Here is a 21,695-nt window from a genome sequence, read left to right as displayed (position 1 = left end):
TAATAATTGAAATGATAATAATTTTTAGCTATGTAAAAAGTTATAATTAGGATGATTTAGGTGATGAATATGCAATTTGTTACTGTTGAGGAAAAACATTTAAAATTAATTTTGAAATGGCGTACATCAGAATTTGTCACTCGTTACATGTATACAGATATAGAGAATAACATGGAGGAACAGAAAAAGTGGTTTCAGTCTATTCAAAATGATTCCAATAGTTGCTACTGGATATTAGTATATAAAAATCAACCAATTGGGCTAGTATCTTTAACTAATATAAATCTAAGAGATAAAAGAGCTTATTGGAACTTTTACATAGGAGAGCAGGAATATAGCATGTTAGGAGGTTTTATAGGTCCATACATGTACAATTACGCTTTTGAAAACCTCGGCATGAATAAATTAATGGGTGAGGTCATGGAAGAAAATGGAGGTATTCGCAAGATTCATCTGAAGCAAGGTGCTAGAGAAGTTGGTTATTTAACCGAGCATATTTATAAATATGGGAAATATCACAATGTCTATATATTCGAAATGACTAAAAAAATGTGGACAGATTTTGGAAAGAGATATGTAAAATATATTCCAGAAGTGATTTAGAAATTGTTATTTCAAAATATGGCTGCTTAGCAAAGAGGTTGTGTAGAGATGAATGTTATCGTAATTATTCAGGCAAGAATGGGTTCATCACGTCTTCCAGGAAAAATATTGAAGCCATTAGGCAGTTTTGATGTTCTCACCTATGTTGTGGAGCGATCTAAAAAAATTAAAGGCGTTAGTAAAGTAATTGTTGCAACTTCACTGTTGCCTCAGGATGATGTGGTTGAAGAGTGGTGTAAACGGAAGGACGTTTCTTATTTTCGGGGGTCTGAAACAGATGTATTAAGTCGTTATGTCGAAGCTGCAAAAGAATATAATCCCGAATATGTCATTCGAGTTACTGCAGATTGTCCTTTTGTTGATTATCAGCTAGCTACGAAAATGGTAGAAAAAAAGAACGAGACAAGGTGTGACTTCATGAGTATTATCGGGGATTTACCAAGAGGATTGGCAGTTGAATTGTTTTCGTATCATTCACTTAATTATATGAACCAGCATGGTAAAGAGCAACGCCATCGGGAGCACGTGACATATTATGCCTATGAGTTTAAAGAGGAGTTTTCTTGGGATACAATTGAGGCTTGTGAAGCTATTCAACAGCCAGAATTACGAATTACATTAGATACAGAAGAAGATTATGAGCTTTGTAAAAAAATTGCAGATTACTATATAGAAGATATTCTTGTTCCTACAGAAAAAGTAGTTAAATTTTTGAAAGAAAATCCTGAAATTGCTAGTATTAATGCGCATATAAAACAGAAACCGGTAGTGTGAGAAAATGAATATTTTTATTAGAGTAGATGCCTCGATTACAATAGGAACAGGACATGTTATGCGGTGCCTAACATTAGCTCATTACTTAAAGGAAATTGGTGCTAAGGTTATTTTTATTTGTAAGGAAACAAAAGGGAATCTAATTGAATTTATAATAAGCGAAGGTTTTCTAGTAAAAGCTTTATCTGAGAGAAATAATATTATAAATGATGCAAATGTTACGAAAGAAATTTTAATGGGAAATGAAGCTGATCTATTAATAATTGATCACTATCAAATTGACTACAGATGGGAGAGAATTATAAAAAAAGCATTTTTAGATCTGAAAGTGATGGTTATTGATGATCTTGCTAATAGACAACATGATTGTGATTTACTTTTAGACCAAAATTTTTTCATCAATTTTAATAATCGATATGAGCATTTAGTGCCTGATCATTGTAGGAAACTCTTAGGACCCCACTATTTATTGCTACGTCCAGAATTTTACACGAAAAACAACGTTGTTGAAATAAAACAACCTATTCAAAATATTTTAATTTTTTACGGGGGATCTGACCCAACTAATGAAACTCTAAAAGTGATAAAAGCCATGGATATTCTAAAATTGTTGGATGTAACTGTTCATGTTGTTGTGGGGTTATCGAACACAAATAGGGAATTAATTCGAAGGAAATGTGAAAAAAGTCAATACAAGTTTTATTTACAAATTGACTACATGGCTGATTTAATGAGAATGTGTGACTTAGCCTTGGGTGCAGGTGGGGTAACGATGTGGGAACGTTGTTTTTTGGGACTACCATCTATAGTGACTGTTGTTGCAGAAAATCAACAAGAATCTACGGAAGCTGCTGCTATGTATGGAGCTGTATGGAATTTAGGATGGCATGAAAATGTAAAAACAGCCGATCTTGTCGATATAATTAATAGGGTAATTAATCAGCCAAATGTATTACAAAAAATGTCCGAAAAATCATTACAATTAATGCATGCATATATCGTAAAGGGGAATCATCCGGTTGTTCAAGAAATATTGGAGGTCTTAAAAAGGTGAAAAATCCAATTAATATACAAGGAAGATTGATTGGTTCTGATTACAAACCTTTTATTATTGCTGAAATGTCAGGTAATCATAATCAATCGTTGGAAAAAGCATTAGAAATTGTTGAAGCTGCTGCAAGGGCTGGAGTGGATGCACTTAAATTACAAACATACACAGCGGATACGATGACGCTTGACATAAATGAAGATGAGTTTTTTATTAATAACCCGGATAGTCTATGGAAGGGTAAATCCTATTATCAGTTATACAAAGAAGCATATACTCCATGGGAATGGCATGAACCAATTTTTAAGCGTTGTCAGGAGTTGGGGTTAATTGCTTTTAGTTCCCCGTTTGATGAGACGGCAATTGATTTTTTAGAAGAATTGGATGTTCCATGCTATAAAATTGCCTCTTTTGAAAATACAGATATCCCACTGATAGAAAAGGCTGCTTCAACTGGGAAACCATTAATAATTTCAACGGGAATGGCTACAGTTGCAGAATTAGATGAAACAGTGCGTGCGGCTAGAATGGCTGGTTGCAAAGATTTGATCTTATTAAAGTGTACAAGTACATACCCATCATCCCCTGAACATTCAAATCTTTTAACGCTTCCACACATGAAAGAATTATTTCAATGTGAGGTTGGATTATCTGATCACACAATGGGAACCGGGGTTGCAGTTGCAAGTGTGGTTTTGGGTGCTTCAGTTATTGAGAAACATTTTACTACCTCAAGAGCCGAAGGTGGAACGGATGCTGCTTTTTCAATGGAACCGGAAGAAATGGAAGTGTTAGTAGTTGAAACGGAACGAGCATGGGAAAGTTTGGGTTCGGTAAGCTATGGTCCAACCGATGCAGAGATACAATCTTTGAAGGATCGCCGTTCCTTATATGTAGTTAAAGATATTCAAGTCGGTGAAACGCTTACTAAAGAAAATGTTAGAGCGATTCGTCCAGGACATGGATTGCCACCTAAACATTTTAAAAGCGTGCTAGGGAAAAAGGTACAAAAAGATGTAAAAAAAGGAACCCCGTTATCTTGGGATTTACTATAAGTTTTATAGTGCCTGTTTGGAGGAGTAATTATGACGTTAGCCATTTTTGGTGGGAAACCTGTCCGTGATACATATTTATCTTATGGACAACAATGGATTGATGAAGATGATATCAATGCTATAGTTAATACACTTCAAAGTCCGTTTATAACGCAAGGTCCTAAAATAGTAGAGTTTGAACAATCAATAGCTGATTATGTTGGGGCAAAGTATGCTGTAGCATTTGCAAATGGAACGGCTGCGTTGCATGGAGCTTGCTTTGCGGCTGGAATTGGTAGTGGAGATGAGGTCATAACAACTCCAATAACATTTGCAGCGAGTAGTAACTGTGTTCTTTATTGTGGTGGAAAACCAGTATTTGCTGATATTGATGAGCAAACTTATAATATTGACCCAGATAAAATTCGATGTGTAATAACATCGAAAACCAGAGCTATTATACCTGTAGATTTTACAGGGCAACCTGTTGATTTGGATAAGATTATGAAAATTGCTCAGGAACATAATTTAGTCGTGATTGAAGATTCTGCTCACTCCTTGGGTGCTACTTATATGGGGAGAAAAGTAGGGACGTTAGCACATATGACAATGTTTAGTTTTCATCCAGTTAAACATATAACGACTGGAGAAGGTGGAATTATTACCACAAATTCAAAAGAATATTATGAAAAACTACGCTTATTCCGTTCCCACGGTATCCGAAGTGATATTTTATATAGAGATGAAGGTCCTTGGTATTATGAAATGGTTGAATTAGGTTATAACTATCGAATTACTGACTTGCAGGCATCTTTAGGCTTATCACAAATGCAAAAGCTCAACAAGTTTGTAACAAAGAGAAGAGAAATTGCTAATATTTATAATCAGGAATTTTCAAAGTTAAATGGTGTAAAGATTCCCTACCAAATAAATAATACAAACTCGAGCTGGCATTTATATATTCTAAGCTTAGAGTTAGAGAAGTTTCATGTTGGAAGAAAAGAAATTTTTGAAGCTTTACGCGCAGAAAATATAGGAGTTCATGTACATTATATTCCCGTTTATTTACATCCATATTATCAGAGATTAGGTTATAAAAAAGGATTATGTCCGATTGCAGAACAATGGTATGAAACGGTATTGACAATACCATTATTTCCGAAGATGACAAAACTAGATATTGAATCTGTCATTAAAGGTGTAAAAAAGGTTGCAGAGTATTATTTAAAGTAAAGAAACTACTTAGGAGAAAATGTTTTAGATCTATTTTATATGTTTACTATTCACTTTGTATGGAGTAGATTTAATAAAATTATTTTACTTAAAATTTATCCCATAAATACCGATATATAGATTAATAATATATATAATGGGAGTGGATCCTCATGAGGATTGAAAATGCATCAACATCATTTGTTTCAACATCTCATGTGCCTAAAAATGAAAATAGACCCATAAGTGAAGTAAAGGAGGAAATTGTTAAGCCGTTTAGACAAGAAAAGGAAAACGAACTTGAAACAGACAAGCTTATTAAAGAAAAAATTCAAAATGCTGTTGATAGTATAAATAAATTTTTGGAACCGAGTTATTCATCTTTGAAGTTTTCCTTACATGACAAATTAGGTGAATATTACGTTCAAGTGGTTGACAATAACACTAAAGAAGTAATTAGAGAAATACCACCGAAAAAATTATTAGATATATATGCAGCTATGAAGGAATTGTTAGGATTTGTTGTAGATAAAAGAATATAAGTAATACATGAAGGAAGTGATAATTTTATGAATGGAATTCGTTTTAGTGGTCTTGCGAGTGGAATGGATACTGACAGTATTGTAAAACAATTAATGCAAGTAGAGAGGCTACCATTAGACAGATTTAAACAAGAAAAGAAGATTTTGGAATGGCAACGGGACGATTATCGTACATTAAATAAAGAAATGGAGCAATTTCGGACATACTTGTTTGATAAGATGCTAAAGAAAAATACTTTTGTACCGAAAAACGTTGAAAGTAGTAATTCGACAATTGTTTCTGCAACTGCTAATTCGAATGCGCCTGATATGACTTCATCTATTCAAGTTACAAAACTAGCAACTTCCTCTCGATGGGCATCAGAAGGTGCCGTAAAAACTGATTGGCGTGAGGGGATTAATTTTGTTGATGGAAAGGCAACATTTGCTTTTAAAACTACTAATGCAAATGGTGTAGAATCTGAAACAATAAATATTACAATAAATGAAACAGATACTGTAGACGATGTTTTAAACAAAATTAATAATTCATCCTTAGGTATTACAGCGATGAAAGGTAATTTTCTTCGTGATGATGACACGATGCAGGAAACAATCGTCTTTACAAATAAATCATCTGGTTCTGGTAACTACGAAATTGCTGTTCAAGATGCTAATACAAATACATTTATGAGTAACCTAGGGTTCCAAACAGACGCTTCAAATTATTTAACAGGTTTTCAAGATGGCGAAGACGCAGAGCTAACAATAAATGGAATGTATACAAAACAAAAGTCTAATACATTTACGATTAGTGGTGTAACCTATACATTGAAAGATGTTGGCAATGTTACGATCTCAACTAAGACTGATGTAGATTTAGCAATTGAAAATATCAAAGAATTTGTAGATAAGTACAATGATTTGCTAGATAAGGTAAATGGAAAGTTAAATGAAACAAAATATCGGGATTATCGTCCTCTAACCGATGAGCAAAAAGAAGCAATGAGTGATAGAGAAATTGAACTTTGGGAAGAACGCGCAAAAAGTGGACATTTAAGAAGAGATCCAATCCTTTCAAGTGGGTTTTCCAGTATTCGAACAGCGCTTTATACAAAAGTTCAACCAGGTGATAAAGGGATTAATTCGGACTTTGATATTTTAAGCGAAATTGGTATAACAACAACTAAGAATTACCTCGACGGTGGTAAATTAGAAATCGATGAAACAAAACTACGTAAAGCACTCGAAACTGAACCAAATGCAGTGTATGAACTGTTTGCAAAAACAACAGACAGTGATTTATCATCTAAAAGCAGTAAGGATTTAACTTCAGCAGAACGGCAAGAAAAATTTAATGAATCTGGCCTAGTAGTTAGAATGAGAGATATTTTATATGACACAATTAATAGAATTGAAGAGAAGGCTGGAAATCAATATAGTGAGTTAGAAAATTATACGATTGGAAAAAATATCGACGACATTAATGATAGTATTGATGATTTTGAACGCCGCCTACAGCAAATTGAATCTCGCTATTGGAGTCAATTTACCGCAATGGAGAAAGCAATCCAAAAAGCTAATGAACAAAGCGGATGGTTAATGCAACAGTTCTCAAGTATGTAAATAGAGGGAGTGTAATAAGATGGCAATGAGAAATCCATATCAGACATATAAGCAGAATTCAGTAGAAACTGCCTCGCCAGGTGAATTGACGTTGATGCTATTCAATGGTTGCTTAAAGTTTATCAAACAAGCAAAGCAAGATATTGATAACCAAAATATTGAAGGAAAACACACAAATATTATTAAAGCGGAAAATATCATTCATGAGCTGATGGTTACTCTAAATATGGATATCCCGGTCGCAAAAGATATGTTAAAAATGTATGATTATATGAATAGACGACTAGTTGAAGCGAATATTACAAATGATATTTCTATTTTAGACGAAGTTGAAGTGTACGCAACTGAATTCAGGGATACATGGAAAGAAGTGATTCAGCAAGTAAGGCAGCAAAAATATCAAGGTGGCAATGTATAGTGACAAGCTATTCAACCTTATTAAATTTAAATAAACAGTTTCTTGATTTTTTGAATAAGGATTTTCCTACTGAGAATCGGGATTCGTACATTGAGGAGATTAATAAATTTTTAGAAGAACGTGAGGAACTTATTATAAAATTAAAAGAAACTGATCCTGCTTTTGATCGTGCTGAAATGAGTCAAATTATTCAAAGCAATAAGGAAATAGACAAACGATTAAATCAATGCTTACAGTTGATTAAAAACGATTTAAAACGAATTAACCAAAGGAAGAAAAAAAATATACAATATTCTAATCCATACGAGTCTTCGTCAAATTTAGACGGTACTTTTTTGGACAAGCGTCGATGATAGATCAATAATTACAATTCCTTTATTATTATGATAATAATCCCTGCTTTAGATGAACGGCACCACTAATTTTTGTTATGTCTAACAAAAATGGTTCATTTCAAAGGTGGGGATTATTTCACATATCATTTGATTATTAAGTGAGTGCAAACAATATGCTCCGTTAGAAAATGGATGAAGGGAAACGGAGAGCTTTCAATTTCATTTAAATGAGGTCATTTCCATGATAATAAATTATTATTCGACCGCTCTTATCGCGTATAATAATTATATACGGCAGCAAAGTTATCTTCAGAAATCGATGGAAAGATTGTCTACGGGTTTAAGGATTAATCGTGCTGCTGATGATCCTGCTGGTTTGGCGATTTCTGAGAAAATGAGAGCGCAAATTCGAGGTTTGAATCAAGCGGCACGGAATGCCCAGGATGGCATTTCGCTTATTCAGACAGCAGAAGGTGCCTTAAATGAAACACATGCTATTTTGCAACGAATTCGAGAATTGACCGTACAAGCTGGAAATGACACAAATAGTGAAGCAGAACGTGAAGCGATCCAAACTGAAATTAATCTGCTATTGGAAGAAATTCAACAAATTAGTGATTCGACAGAGTTTAATACTCAACCATTATTAAATGGCGCTGATGGTGGTGCAAAATCTACTTTTACACTACAAGTAGGGGCAAATGCAGGGCAAACGATGACGATTGAGATTGGAAATATTGGTTTAGCTTCTTTAGGGTTAAGTAATGATCCGAACAGTGAGTTTTATTTAGACGTTTCGACTCATGATAAAGCGACATCTGCATTAGATCGGATTGATGAAGCAATTAGTAAAGTATCATCTGAACGTTCTCGACTGGGTGCTTATCAAAACCGTCTAGAGCACACCATTAATAATTTAAACAATACAGCTGAGAATCTACAAGCTGCCGAATCACGAATTCGAGATGCAGACATTGCGAAAGAAATGATGGAATATACTAAAAGATTGCTTTTATCACAGGTGGCATTAGCGATGCTTGCCCAAGCAAATCAACAATCTCAAATGGTATTAAAATTATTGCTCCCCGATGACTAGAAAAGCTTATGCTAATGTAACGAAGATGAATCAGGGGGAAACTTTTTATAAAGGAATTAGGAACCCTAGCAAAAATTATAAATGTTTGCTAGGTCAGGATTTCGAAATTTGAAGCATAAAATAGTAGTCGCACAAACTAGTAAAGGATGTGTTCGAATGGATATAGCAATAATGTCAATGTCGCTAAGCCAAAGTCAGTTAGGACAACAAGTTTCATTAGCTGTTATGAAAAAGGCAATGAATCAAGCTGAAGTTTCTGCAGATGGTTTAACGAAAATGCTTGAATCAGCTAATGTTAGTGCGATACAACGTGCCGCTCAGCCGCATCTTGGGGGAACGATTGATTTGAAATTGTAAAGAGAATACGGATTTCATATTCACTTGGATCATCCAGAGAAGAAACCGTTTTTGACTTCCGTCAGCAATCAATGACTTTCAACGATCGCACACGAGGTTAACAGACGAGATGGAAAATCTTTTTGCGCATTTAAATTCAACAATGATAATCCACCGCAATATCAGGATAGAAGAGCCCAAAATAAAACCATAAAACCATCTATCTGTATAAAATGGGGCAGAATATTCTATAAATATAGTTGTGCTAGTTGTGCGAAAAATGTCACATTCTCTCCACAACCGGAAATATTTTTACTGTTTCAGCAGGAGTTTTATAGGGTAAAATAGAAATGATATTACATAGCTTTTATTTATCAAGGAGGGGTTCCTATGAATTTCAACATTCGCGGGGAGAACATTACGATTACTCCAGCATTAAGGGAATATGTGGAGAAAAAAATTGGAAATATTGAAAGATACTTTGATTCTACTCCAACTTCTGATGTTCGTGTGAACATGAGTGTATATAATGATGAGCAAAGAATAGAAGTCACAATTCCAATGCCTAACCTGCTACTTCGTGCTGAAGAAAGCCATACTGATATGTATGCAGCAATTGACTTAGTATCTAACAAGCTTGAGCGCCAAATTCGCAAGCACAAGACAAAGGTAAACCGTAAATTCCGTCAAATGGATAACGCACCTAGCTTTGTGTTTACGGATAATGACAAAGATGCGGACAATGGTCAAGATGATGAAATCGAAGTGGTTCGTACAAAACGCTTTGATTTAAAACCAATGGATGCTGAGGAAGCGATTCTACAAATGAACATGTTAGGTCATAATTTCTTCGTATTCGTAAATGCTGAAACAAACCAAACAAACGTTGTTTACGCTCGTAAAGACGGAAAATATGGTTTGATTGAAGCTCAGTAACATATTTAAATCTAAGAAGGTAAAGGCGCTGTTCTGTAATTGAACGGCGTCTTTCGCTATTTTTAGTTGATGTGGGTAGTAGTTTGATAATGTTAAGTGTGAAGTCTGATCGTTTCGACAACACAAAGGCCGACGAAAGGCGAACAAACGTTTGTTTTTATCGGCGTTTATGTTATAATAGTAGTACATCAATAAAGATATAAGGTACTTACATATATAATTTATATGCGTCTTTGAAGCTATTAACGGGCAAGATTTTGTGTGACAAAATTACCTTTCTGGGGTTAAAATATAATACGAATGGTGGTGAATCGGATGAGTGAAGAGACAAAACAAATTATGGATTTCCTAACAGATTTCCGGGAGGAGTTTGTCGAGTTTAAAGATGAAATGGTTGGCTTCAAGGAAGAAATGGTTGGCTTCAAGCAAGAAATGACAGACTTCAAAGAACAATCGTTAAGTTTCCAAGAAGAAATGACGAGCTTTAAGGAAGAAATGGTTGGCTTCAAGCAAGAAATGACAGACTTCAAAGAACAATCGTTAGAGTTCCAACAAGAAGTAAGACAAGCGTTTGCTGAAGTTAACACTAGATTCGACAAAAATGAAGAAATGATAAGTCAACTTCAAGATTCCGTTAGAGTAATCAACCATGATGTTACTGAGCTAAAACTTAATCAACAAAAGACGGATGAAAAAGTAACAACACTAATTGGTCAAATTACTGTTTTGCAAACAGACGTTGATCTTGCCCATCGCAAAATTTTGTTTCACGAACGGCAACTTGCTAATATAGAAAAGAAAATGGCATCCCAAGCACAAGCATAAAAATAAGTCAGGAACCTACGAATCTCGCTCGTTCTTGGCTTGTTTTTTGTATATCATGTGGCGGATTTTCAACTGGGACGTATTTACAAACCTTTCAAAACCTTTTTCCGATCGCTTCTTCCGAACTTCCCTCAATATTCGATGTTTAAAACCAATTAAGCCATTAGTTGTAATACTTTTTAAGAAAATGTTATTATAAAAGATAGGACTTTATTAATATTTTTTATGCGTTAAGCGTATGATGGTATGAAGTCATAACGATGTTTGGATGTTAAAAGCGCATCCTCACACTTATGTTTTTTCGTTATTTGCTAGTGCTTTTGTATAATATGGACATGCCTTTACGGTTACTACTAAAGTTTTTCATAAAAGGAATTTGGGTTTTGCTAGTTTTGGTAAAAACCTTACCTTATAACTAACAATTGAACAATTATAATGAAATGAATAGAGGAGCGTAAAAAATGCTAGGGATTTTGAAAAAGGTTTTTGGGGATGGAAATCAACGGTATTTAAATCAATATCAAAAAGTTGCAGATCACATTGAGACGCTTGAGCCGGATATGCAAAAGCTGTCCGATGATGAGCTTCGTGCCAAAACGGACGAATTTAAAGCTCGCTTTCAAAATGGTGAATCATTAGATGATATTTTACCAGAAGCATTTGCAGTTGTTCGCGAAGCATCAGTCCGTGTATTAGGCTTGCGCCCATATCCTGTACAGTTAATCGGTGCAATTTCATTGCATGAAGGGAATATTTCCGAAATGAAAACAGGGGAAGGTAAAACGCTTGTTTCGACAATGCCAGCTTATTTAAATGCTATTACAGGCAAAGGTGTTCACATCGTAACTGTGAACGAATATTTAGCTCGCCGTGATGCTGAGGAAATGGGGAAAGTCCACAGATTTCTAGGTTTAACGGTTGGTTTAAATTTGAATAGTCTTTCTCAAGAGGAAAAGCAGGAAGCGTATAATGCGGATATAACATATGGTACTAATAATGAATTTGGCTTTGACTATTTGCGTGATAACATGGTTCTTTATAAAGAGCATATGGTGCAACGTCCGCTTCATTATGCAATCATTGACGAGGTTGACTCAATTTTAATTGATGAAGCTCGTACCCCGTTAATTATTTCTGGTACTGCAAAAAAATCCGCGTCATTGTATCAAACAGCTGATACGTTTGTTCGAACTCTTAGAGGAGAACAGGATTATACGTATGATGTAAAAACTAAAGGTGTTCAGCTTACTGAAGAAGGAATCGAGAAGGCTGAAAAAGCGTTTCGCATTGAGAATTTGTTTGATATTGCCAATGTAACATTAGTTCATCATATTAATCAGGCGCTAAGGGCGCATGTAAGTATGCATCGCGATGAGGATTATGTTGTCCAGGATGAAGAAGTTGTCATCGTTGACCAATTTACCGGGCGTTTAATGAAGGGGCGTCGCTATAGTGAAGGCTTGCATCAAGCGATCGAAGCGAAGGAAGGCTTGAAAATTCAAAACGAAAGCATGACACTTGCGACAACGACTTTCCAAAACTATTTCCGGATGTATGAAAAGTTATCCGGTATGACAGGTACAGCGAAAACAGAGGAAGAGGAATTCCGCAATATTTATAATATGAATGTTATTGCGATTCCTACGAATAGACCAATTGCTCGTGATGACCGTCCAGATTTAATTTATAAAACGATGGAAGGGAAGTTTCGCGCAGTAGTTGCTGATATTGAAGCACGGCATAAAAAGGGACAGCCAGTGCTAGTTGGTACGGTTAATGTTGATACGTCTGAATTAATCTCACAATTGCTTAAGAAAAAAGGCATTCGCCACCATGTATTAAATGCGAAAAACCATGAAAAAGAGGCTGAAATTATTGAGAATGCTGGCCAGCATGGTGCAGTTACAATTGCCACGAATATGGCTGGTCGTGGTACCGATATTAAGCTTGGAGAAGGTGTAATTGAACTTGGTGGATTGGCGGTTGTTGGTACAGAGCGTCATGAAAGCCGCCGTATTGATAATCAGCTCCGTGGTCGTTCTGGTCGTCAAGGAGACCCTGGTATTACTCAGTTTTATTTATCAATGGAAGATGAATTAATGCGCCGCTTTGGCTCAGATAATATGAAGGCGATGATGGAGCGCCTTGGCATGGATGATGATATGCCAATTGAAAGTAAGCTGGTATCAAAAGCGGTAGAATCTGCACAAAAACGTGTAGAAGGAAACAACTACGATGCGCGGAAAACATTGCTTCAATACGATGATGTTCTACGTCAGCAACGTGATGTAATTTATAAGCAACGTTATGAAGTGTTAGATGCAGAAAATCTTCGTGAAGTCGTTGAAAATATGATTCGTCGGACGGTTGAGAGTAGTGTGGATGCCCATATGCCAAATGACGCATTACCTGAAGAATGGGATTTCAAAGGTATTGTTACGTTTGCAGAAGGCAATCTTTTTGATGAAGGTGAATTAACAGAAGCAGATATTAAAGGAAAAGAGCCCGAAGAAGTTGTCGATGTTATTTTAGATCGGGTAAAAGTAAAATATGACGAAAAAGAAGCTGAGCTTTCGTCTGAGCAAATGCGTGAATTTGAAAAGGTTATTGTGTTACGTGCAGTAGATTCAAAGTGGATGGACCATATCGATGCGATGGATCAGCTCCGTCAAGGAATTCATTTGCGAGCCTACGGTCAAACTGACCCATTGCGCGAGTATCAAATGGAAGGCTTCGCAATGTTTGAAGCAATGATTGCTTCGATTGATAAGGAAGTAACGAAATTTATCATGAAAGCACAAATCCGTAACAACCTTGAGCGTCAAAAAGTCGCGGAAGGCCAAGCGGTTAAGCCAAACCAAGGTGAAGAAGAAACAAAACGTAAGCCTTATGTGAAGCGTATGGAACTAGGTCGAAACGACCCATGCCCATGTGGCAGTGGCAAAAAATATAAACAATGCTGCGGTAAATAATTTGTTCGAAATTTGTTTGAATTGAAAAGCAGTGGTACGGTAATGTTTTACCAATTTTTTCCGGGGTCAGGCTCCTAGGTGGCACCTACCCTGGCTCCGTGCCAGGAACCTCTATGGTTACCACTATGGTTACCACTATGGCTACCACTATGGTTACCTGTATGGACACCACTATGGATACTGCCCTGGCACCCGCATTGACCCTCCATTAAATTCCAAACAACGGAATCAGAGAGCGATGCTATTTAAGATTAAGCAACCCAATTTTTTTGAGGTGATAGATAACGATGGATTTTGTAGAAATTAAGCAAGAGCTTGAAAAAATGGCTAAGAAGTTAGCTGGATTTAGGGGGTCTCTTTGACTTAGAGGAGAAAGAGAAGCGGATTGCTGAGCTAGAGGAATTGATGGCAATGCCTAGCTTTTGGGATGATCAAGACAAAGCTCAGCAAGTGATTAATGAAGCGAATGGATTAAAGGAGTCAGCTGGTACCTTTAATGATTTAAGCGATCGTTTCGAAAATCTTGAGGTAACGTTCGAATTGATTAAGGAAGAGCCAGATGATGAACTACAAAGGGAGCTTGAGACTGAAATTAAAGTGTTGGCCAGGGACCTTTCAGGCTTTGAACTTCAGCTTTTATTGAGTGAACCTTATGATAAGAATAATGCAATTTTAGAGCTTCACCCGGGAGCAGGGGGGACTGAATCTCAGGATTGGGGTTCGATGCTCCTAAGGATGTACACTCGTTGGGCTGAGCGAAAGGGCTTTAAGGTTGAAACGCTTGATTATTTAGCAGGTGATGAAGCCGGAATCAAAAGTGTCACTTTGTTAATTAAAGGTCACAATGCCTATGGATATTTAAAGGCTGAAAAAGGTGTACACCGTTTAGTTCGGATATCGCCCTTCGACGCATCAGGTCGCCGCCATACTTCGTTTGTTTCTTGTGAAGTAATGCCCGAGTTTAATGACGAAATTGAAATTGATGTGCGCGATGTTGATTTGAAAATTGACACGTATCGTTCAAGTGGTGCAGGTGGTCAGCATATAAATACGACAGATTCAGCTGTACGGATTACACATATACCAACAGGAATCGTCGTAACGTGCCAATCAGAGCGTTCACAAATTAAAAACCGAGAGCAAGCGATGAAAATGCTCAAAGCAAAGCTTTATCAAAAGCGAATCGAAGAGCAGCAAGCTGAACTTGCTGAAATTCGTGGTGAGCAAAAAGATATAGGCTGGGGCAGCCAAATCCGGTCATACGTATTCCATCCTTATTCGTTAGTGAAGGATCACCGTACAAACTACGAGGTTGGAAATACGCAGGCAGTAATGGATGGCGAGCTTGACCCATTCATTGATGCATATCTACGCTCAAAACTTAATTAAACAACTGCAATAAAACGGTTATAAACGTTCGTAAATTTCTGTTTTAGGTTTCATTGAATCCTATACTTGAACAAACTAAATACCAAAATATACGGCTTTTGTCTGCATAACAGCGACATCAGCCGTTTTTTTGTTTCCAAGGTGCCAGGGCGGTGTCCATAGCAGTGTCCATAGAGGTTCCTGACCCCGGCAAAAATTGGAAACAAAAAGCGAAAAGTATCTGCAAGAATTGTATATATTTATGATGATAGGTAAATACTATTGGTGCAGTAAAAAATATTTTATGATATTCATCCGGTTGTAACGTTCATCCAGGGATTAAAACGAATAGGCGGTCAGTATTCAGAAGGAAGATTATGGGATCCAAAACTGCTAACAAGCAATTTTTGAAAGTTTTGTTCACATTATAGTCAAAAATATGACGGAATTGTGATGAGAATCAAACTCAGAGGGTTTTAAAATGTAGTAGTATTGTTTATAATAGGTGGGTGTACACATTTATGGTACACTATCCAATTCTTTACAAAAATAAAGGGGGAGTAACTAGTGAATAAAAAGTTACTTGCATTGTTTATGGGTTCTGCACTTGTTCTTGGCGCATGTGGCGGCGGTGGAGATACTGCTGAGCAGCCTGCTCCAGCTGACGGCGGAGATCAAGCAGCACAAACAGAAAGTGCTGGAGCAGCAGAAGGTCTTTATGCACAAAATTGTTCTACTTGTCACGGCCAAAATCTAGAAGGTCTTGGAGATTCATTCCCTGCACTTGCAAATATTGGTAGCAAATTAGATGCTGCAGGAATTGAAAATGTAATCCTTAATGGACAGGGTGCAATGCCTGCTGGATTAATTTCAGGTGATGATGCGAAAGTAGTTGCTGAATGGTTATCTACTAAAAAATAATTTTAATCAATATATGCAAAAGAGCTTTCTACATAATTATAGAAGGCTCTTTTTCGTTTGTCAGAAACTAGCAGTTTGCGTTACCACATCCACATCCTACTAATAACAGTTTGCGTTGACATATCCTACTTATTGCAGTTTGCGTTACCACATCCACATCCTACTAATAACAGTTTGCGTTGACATATCCTACTTATTGCAGTTTGCGTTAAAACATCTTATTTATAAATATTCCCACTATTTTCTATAATCCCTAAAAATACTATGTTTTTCCCCTTTGTCGATAAATAGTTGCCCTTTGAAACATAAATTTAATATTTTTTGCCTCAAAATGTCAAATAGTGATGGTATAATAAAAAGGTGTGTCAGGCATATCGTTTTTTGGCAATTTTTCTACCAATATGCTTGAATGTGCAAATTTTACTGGGTATGGCAGTATTGGTGTCAGAATTGATATTATATTATCGCTATATGATAATCGGACAAGTCATAGTCTTACATAATTAGACTTTGGTGCACAAATTTATGAAACCTATTTTCACTCAGATTTGTGCGTACCGATGCAGTGAACACTCACTTCAACCTAAGATTTCTTTATGAACGATTTTTTCCAAAATCAGAGTGTGACACTTTACTATCAGCCCAGGTCTCGTACATACCGTACAAGATTTCGATATTTGTAGGACGTTCCATTTAATAGAATAATAGCAAAGATTAAACTACTAGGTGTGATATTAAATGATAGAAATGCAAGGTGTATATAAGCAGTATCCGAATGGCGTACTTGCGCTAAATGGGATTGATGTACATATCCGCCAAGGTGAATTTGTTTATGTTGTCGGTCCGAGCGGGGCAGGTAAATCCTCTTTTATAAAAATGATGTATCGTGAGGAAAAGCCGACAAAAGGAACCATAATGATTAATGGCATTAACCTTTCAAAGCTTAGGCCAAGCAAGGTGCCATTATTTCGAAGGAATATAGGTGTCGTCTTTCAAGACTTTAAGCTCCTTCCGAAGTTAACGGTATATGAAAATGTTGCATTTGCCCTTGAAGTAATTGAAGAGCATCCTCGCAATATTAAACGTCGTGTTATGGAGGTTCTTGACCTTGTAAAATTAAAACATAAGGCGAGATTTATTCCTTCTGAGCTTTCTGGGGGAGAACAACAGCGTGTTTCGATTGCTCGTTCAATTGTTAACTTCCCGAAAATTATGATAGCCGATGAACCAACGGGGAACTTAGACCCGGATTCGTCTTGGGGAATCATGGATTTATTTGAAGAAATAAATAATAGAGGCACAACTGTTGTCATGGCGACACATAATCGTGAGATTGTTAATACGATTCGAAACCGAGTAATTGCAATCGAAAATGGTCGGATTGTTAGAGATGAGAACCGAGGTGATTACGGCTATGACCACTAATACCTTGGTGAGACATATTAGAGAAAGTGTAAAAAACATAGGCCGTAATGGTTCGATGACGGTTGCTTCGATCAGTGCAGTAACAGTAACGCTGCTCTTAGTTGGAATATTTTTAGTTATTATGATGAATTTGAATAGTTTTGCGTCGACAGTTGAAAGAGATGTCGAGATTCGCGTTCATATAGATTTAGTAGCAGATGAGCTTCAACAAAAGGAACTGAAATTACAAATAGAAAAAATCCCTGAGGTTGCATCGGTTGTGTTTTCACCTAAAGATAAAGAATTGGAATCTGTTATTGAAAGCTTTGGTGAAGAAGGAAAGGCTTTTGAATCGTTGCGAGGGGAAGAAAATCCTTTGCGAGATGTTTATGTTGTCAAAACAAAGGATCCGCAGGATACACCGGCAGTAGCTAAAATCATTGAGAAATTTGAAAATGCAGCTCTTGTTAATTATGGACAAGAACAAGGAACTGTTGAAAAGCTTTTTAAATTTGTCAATATTTCAAGAAATATTGGTGTGGGCTTGATCATCGGTCTGATTTTCACAGCGATGTTTTTAATATCTAACACAATTAAAATTACGATTTTAGCACGCAGCAAAGAAATTGAAATTATGAGATTAGTAGGTGCAACGAATAATTTTATCCGCTGGCCGTTTTTACTAGAAGGATTACTTTTAGGGGTATTGGGGTCAATTATTCCAATTTTATTAATTTCCTTATCCTATGATTATTTATATGAAACGCTCAGCCCTAAGCTAAGCGATACATTTATAACGTTATTGCCATTTTCACCGTTCGTATACCAAGTTGCCGGGATATTAGTGGCAATAGGTGCTTTCATTGGTGTATGGGGAAGTTTAATGTCAATACGCAGATTTCTAAAAGCGTAGATTGATAGTTTTACATAGAAAGCTATTCGTTTGAATAATTGCTAAGAAAAGGTAGAAGAGGTGGTTGCAAATATGAGAAAAGTCTTATATGCAATTTTATCAATGATTATTGCTATAAGTGGTGTCACTTTATATAGTGATTTCGCATCTGCCAACCAAGATCTTAAGTCGAAAATCAACCAGGTTCAAGGGAAGCGGGCAAATTTAAAGCAAGATTCAAAAAACAAACAAAATCTCGTCAATCAAATTGAAAATGAAGAAGTACGCGTGAACAATGAGATTAAGCGCTTAGACTTAGCTGTGGCAGAGACAGCTGAAAATATTCGTCAAAAAGAAGCGGATATTAAAAGGACACAGGCTGAGATCGATAAGCTTACAGCAGAAATTATTGAGCTTCAAGAACGGATAAAAAAGCGCGACGAGGCATTAAAAACTAGAGTTTTGACTGTTCAAGAGACAGGTGGCGTTGTTAGCTATTTAGATGTTTTGTTAGGATCAAAAAGCTTTGGTGATTTTCTTAATCGCGTAAATGCCGTTTCAACCATCGTTGAACAAGATAAAGAAATTCTCCGCTCCCATGTCACTGATAAAGAATCTTTAGAAGAAATAAAGATTGAAGCGGAAAATAAAAAATCCCAGCTCGAGCAAAAAAAGGCTACCCTTGAAAAGGATCGTAAAACATTAATTGCTCAAAAAGCTGAAAAAGAACAGCTAATGGAAGAGCTTAAGGAAAGAGAAGAACAAATTGAAGCTGAAATTCTAAGCTTACAGGAACAAGATGAAATTCTGGCGAAACAAGAAGCAGCGTACAAAAAGATGTATCAGCAATGGTTAGAACAGCAGGAAGCCATTAAGCGTGGGGAAAAACCACCTGTCACTGATGGTACATTTATGAGACCTGCCACCGGCCCTGTTACTTCAAATTATGGCAAACGTTGGGGTAAGCTTCATGCCGGGATTGATATTGGGAAGCGTGGATCCGATGTGCCGATTGTTGCTGCAGCTGACGGAATTGTATTCCGCTCCTATTATTCAAGCTCCTATGGGAATGTTGTCTTTTTATCTCATAATTTAAATGGTAAAATGTACACAACTGTTTATGCCCACATGGAAAGCCGCAAAGTCTCCGAAGGAGATACGATTTCGAAAGGTCAATTGATAGGCTATATGGGAAACACAGGTCAATCATATGGAGCGCATTTGCATTTTGAAATCCATGAAGGCCCTTGGAATTATGAAAAATCGAATTCGGTTGATCCGAAGAAGTATGTTAATTTTTAATTTTGTGGAGCGACAATCAAAACCTTACAATACAGTAAACTCATTTGATAATTGTCGTGAACATGTAGAAGTACGTATCCCACTAACATGCTCACAAAACATAGATACAAGTATTCAATTATAATCATAAATTGTACAAGCAAGGCATATAGTAGTGATAGGTTATTCAAGGCATCGCACGATAGGGTGTGATGCCTTTTCCATCCTTCCGAGCAAATATGTTAAAATAGAAATTATTATATTTAGCCGCTATGTAAGGCTCTATTTTAAGTAAGGCTCAATTTTAAGGTTCCGATTTAGGGTGGAATGAGAGGCTCTAATTTAGGTTGCGATTTTGGATGCAATGTAAGTCCCTAATTTAAGCTCCTGATTAATGGCGCTATTAAAGGCTCTATTTTAAGGTTCCGATTTAGGGTGGAATGAGAGGCTCTAATTTAGGTTGCGATTTTGGATGCAATGTAAGTCCCTAATTTAAGCTCCATGGTGGACTAACGTTATTTTTTTTCATATAGTTATATAGTCAAATTGAAAGTAGCGTGTATTTTTCAAAAAGTAGGATATATTGTTTAACAGACAGAATTTGGGGTGATTGGATTGAGGATTCGCATGAGATATGCCATCGTTCTTATGGTTTTATCACTACTTGTCGGTGCAGGCCTTTCTTATTTTTTTAATGGGACGGGCTTAGCAACCGGGATCAGTAGCAAGGAATCAGGGAACGTAATGGCGAGGACAAATACAACAACGGAAAAGGATATCGAAAAAATTAAGCAAGTGCTTGACCTTATTTCAGAAAACTATGTTGAAGAGGTAGAGGAAAAGGACCTTATTGAAGGGGCTATTTCCGGAATGGTTAATACACTCGAGGATCCTTATTCCGTTTATATGGATAAAGATACAGCCCATCAGTTTGAAGAATCATTAGATTCCACATTCGAAGGAATCGGTGCAGAGGTTAGCATGACAGAAGGCAAAGTGACAATTGTTGCACCTTTTAAAGATTCCCCAGCTGAAAAAGCGGGTCTAAAGCCTAATGATAAAATTTTAACGGTTGATGGTGAAAGCCTCTCTGGATTAGACCTTTATGAGGCCGTGTTAAAAATCAGAGGGGAAAAGGGCTCGGTTGTCACACTTGAAGTAGAGCGACCAGGTGTTAAAGAGGTTTTTAAAGTAAAGGTAATTAGAGATGAAATTCCTCTTGAAACGGTTTATAGCTCGATTAAGGATTATAATAATAAAAAAGTCGGCTACATTGAAATCACAAGCTTTTCAGAGGATACCGCTGTTGATTTTGAGACCCAGTTGGCAGAGCTTGAAACGAAGAACATTGCTGGCTTAGTAATTGATGTTCGTGGAAATCCAGGTGGCTATTTACAAAGTGTTGAGGAAATCTTGAAGCTCTTAGTTACAAAGGATAAGCCATATGTGCAAATTGAAAATCGTAATGGTGAAAAAGAGCGGTTCTTCTCTTCCCTCACCGAGAAAAAGCCATATCCAATTGCCGTTTTGATAGACAATGGAAGCGCCTCTGCCTCTGAGATTTTGGCAGGTGCACTAAAAGAAGCAGGCGGCTATGAAATCATCGGTGAAAAATCATACGGAAAAGGTACGGTGCAGCAGGCTGTACCTCTAAGTGATGGCAGCAATGTCAAGCTGACATTGTTTAAATGGTTAACACCTGATTCAAATTGGATTCATGAAAAAGGTGTAGAGCCAACTGTTGAAGTAAAGCAACCTGACTATTTTTATTCAAGTCCAATCCAGCTTGAAGAGGAAGCACTTGCTTTTGACATGAATAACGAAAAAGTGAAAAATGCCCAATTAATGCTGAAGGGAATTGGCTTCGATCCTGGTCGGGTAGACGGCTATTTTAGCAAGCAAACAGAAGTGGCAGTTCAAGCGTTCCAAAAGGAAAACGGCTTGACCGTCAACGGTCAAATTGATAAACAAACGGCTGCTAAGCTTGAAGAAAAAATTATTGAACAAGTAAAAGATGAGAAAAACGACTACCAACTCCAAACAGCAATAAAAATGCTATTTAAATAAACCTTAAGATTTCTTAAAATCGCCAT

20 protein-coding genes are annotated in these 21,695 nt (G+C 36.6%); all 20 read left to right on the top strand.

The window, feature by feature from the left end:
• The first annotated feature begins 63 nt into the window (after window positions 1-63).
• The 20 genes from pseH to D612_RS0115520 all read left to right on the top strand — a co-directional run bounded on the left by pseH (window position 64) and on the right by D612_RS0115520 (window position 21,669).
• On the top strand, window positions 64-603 hold the full coding sequence (pseH, locus tag D612_RS0115615) for a UDP-4-amino-4,6-dideoxy-N-acetyl-beta-L-altrosamine N-acetyltransferase (protein WP_017756429.1): 540 nt from the start codon (window positions 64-66) through the stop codon (window positions 601-603).
• 48 nt (window positions 604-651) lie between these two features.
• Window positions 652-1,377, top strand: a complete 726-nt coding sequence (locus tag D612_RS0115610) for a cytidylyltransferase domain-containing protein (RefSeq protein WP_017756428.1) — start codon at window positions 652-654, stop codon at window positions 1,375-1,377.
• A gap of 4 nt (window positions 1,378-1,381) precedes the next feature.
• The gene (gene pseG / locus D612_RS0115605; protein WP_017756427.1) at window positions 1,382-2,431 is read left to right on the top strand and encodes a UDP-2,4-diacetamido-2,4,6-trideoxy-beta-L-altropyranose hydrolase; all 1,050 of its coding nucleotides are present in this window, start codon (window positions 1,382-1,384) and stop codon (window positions 2,429-2,431) included.
• A complete protein-coding gene (pseI, locus tag D612_RS0115600; RefSeq protein ID WP_017756426.1) occupies window positions 2,428-3,480 on the top strand; it encodes a pseudaminic acid synthase in 1,053 nt (350 codons plus the stop codon). Before pseG ends, pseI begins: the two co-directional genes overlap by 4 nt.
• Before the next feature lie 30 nt (window positions 3,481-3,510).
• Window positions 3,511-4,692 (top strand): UDP-4-amino-4,6-dideoxy-N-acetyl-beta-L-altrosamine transaminase, encoded by a 1,182-nt coding sequence (gene pseC, locus D612_RS0115595; RefSeq protein WP_017756425.1) that lies wholly within the window; start codon window positions 3,511-3,513, stop codon window positions 4,690-4,692.
• Window positions 4,693-4,844: 152 nt separating this feature from the next.
• Window positions 4,845-5,213 carry a flagellar protein FlaG gene (gene flaG / locus D612_RS0115590; RefSeq protein WP_017756424.1) on the top strand — a complete coding sequence of 123 codons (369 nt, stop codon included), beginning with the start codon at window positions 4,845-4,847 and terminating at the stop codon, window positions 5,211-5,213.
• A 27-nt stretch (window positions 5,214-5,240) separates the two neighbouring features.
• A complete protein-coding gene (locus tag D612_RS0115585) occupies window positions 5,241-6,818 on the top strand; it encodes a flagellar hook-associated protein 2 (protein WP_017756423.1) in 1,578 nt (525 codons plus the stop codon).
• 19 nt (window positions 6,819-6,837) lie between these two features.
• Window positions 6,838-7,236 (top strand): flagellar export chaperone FliS, encoded by a 399-nt coding sequence (gene fliS / locus D612_RS0115580; protein ID WP_017756422.1) that lies wholly within the window; start codon window positions 6,838-6,840, stop codon window positions 7,234-7,236.
• Entirely contained in the window at window positions 7,236-7,589 is a 354-nt protein-coding gene (locus D612_RS18445; RefSeq protein ID WP_017756421.1) for a flagellar protein FliT, read from the top strand. The genes fliS and D612_RS18445 overlap by 1 nt, the downstream gene beginning before the upstream one ends.
• Before the next feature lie 223 nt (window positions 7,590-7,812).
• Window positions 7,813-8,667: a flagellin N-terminal helical domain-containing protein gene (locus D612_RS0115570; RefSeq protein ID WP_017756420.1), complete on the top strand. Its 855-nt coding sequence runs from the start codon at window positions 7,813-7,815 to the stop codon at window positions 8,665-8,667.
• Between the two features lie 156 nt (window positions 8,668-8,823).
• Window positions 8,824-9,024 carry a YjfB family protein gene (locus D612_RS0115565; protein WP_017756419.1) on the top strand — a complete coding sequence of 67 codons (201 nt, stop codon included), beginning with the start codon at window positions 8,824-8,826 and terminating at the stop codon, window positions 9,022-9,024.
• A 369-nt stretch (window positions 9,025-9,393) separates the two neighbouring features.
• On the top strand, window positions 9,394-9,939 hold the full coding sequence (gene hpf / locus D612_RS0115560) for a ribosome hibernation-promoting factor, HPF/YfiA family (RefSeq protein ID WP_017756418.1): 546 nt from the start codon (window positions 9,394-9,396) through the stop codon (window positions 9,937-9,939).
• A gap of 315 nt (window positions 9,940-10,254) precedes the next feature.
• Window positions 10,255-10,764 carry a hypothetical protein gene (locus D612_RS0115555; protein WP_017756417.1) on the top strand — a complete coding sequence of 170 codons (510 nt, stop codon included), beginning with the start codon at window positions 10,255-10,257 and terminating at the stop codon, window positions 10,762-10,764.
• A 461-nt stretch (window positions 10,765-11,225) separates the two neighbouring features.
• The gene (gene secA / locus D612_RS0115550; protein ID WP_017756416.1) at window positions 11,226-13,736 is read left to right on the top strand and encodes a preprotein translocase subunit SecA; all 2,511 of its coding nucleotides are present in this window, start codon (window positions 11,226-11,228) and stop codon (window positions 13,734-13,736) included.
• A gap of 287 nt (window positions 13,737-14,023) precedes the next feature.
• Window positions 14,024-15,125, top strand: a protein-coding gene (gene prfB / locus D612_RS0115545; RefSeq protein WP_154649495.1) for a peptide chain release factor 2 whose coding sequence is annotated in 2 segments (ribosomal slippage) — window positions 14,024-14,095 and window positions 14,097-15,125 — 1,101 coding nt in all. Because the reading frame shifts where the segments join, the coding sequence is not laid out codon by codon here.
• A gap of 546 nt (window positions 15,126-15,671) precedes the next feature.
• On the top strand, window positions 15,672-16,025 hold the full coding sequence (gene cccB / locus D612_RS0115540) for a cytochrome c551 (RefSeq protein WP_017756414.1): 354 nt from the start codon (window positions 15,672-15,674) through the stop codon (window positions 16,023-16,025).
• A gap of 738 nt (window positions 16,026-16,763) precedes the next feature.
• The gene (gene ftsE / locus D612_RS0115535; protein WP_017756413.1) at window positions 16,764-17,450 is read left to right on the top strand and encodes a cell division ATP-binding protein FtsE; all 687 of its coding nucleotides are present in this window, start codon (window positions 16,764-16,766) and stop codon (window positions 17,448-17,450) included.
• Complete coding sequence (ftsX, locus tag D612_RS0115530; protein WP_017756412.1) at window positions 17,440-18,342, top strand: permease-like cell division protein FtsX; 903 nt, start codon at window positions 17,440-17,442, stop codon at window positions 18,340-18,342. The genes ftsE and ftsX overlap by 11 nt, the downstream gene beginning before the upstream one ends.
• Before the next feature lie 72 nt (window positions 18,343-18,414).
• Entirely contained in the window at window positions 18,415-19,623 is a 1,209-nt protein-coding gene (locus D612_RS0115525) for a murein hydrolase activator EnvC family protein (protein ID WP_017756411.1), read from the top strand.
• Window positions 19,624-20,223: 600 nt separating this feature from the next.
• Window positions 20,224-21,669: a S41 family peptidase gene (locus D612_RS0115520; RefSeq protein ID WP_407637473.1), complete on the top strand. Its 1,446-nt coding sequence runs from the start codon at window positions 20,224-20,226 to the stop codon at window positions 21,667-21,669.
• The last annotated feature ends 26 nt before the right edge of the window (window positions 21,670-21,695 follow it).

The sequence above is a fragment of the Calidifontibacillus oryziterrae genome (genome assembly GCF_000331575.1).
GTDB classification, from domain to species: domain Bacteria; phylum Bacillota; class Bacilli; order Bacillales; family Bacillaceae_J; genus Calidifontibacillus_A; species Calidifontibacillus_A oryziterrae.
This window is presented reverse-complemented; position numbering and strand designations above follow the sequence as displayed.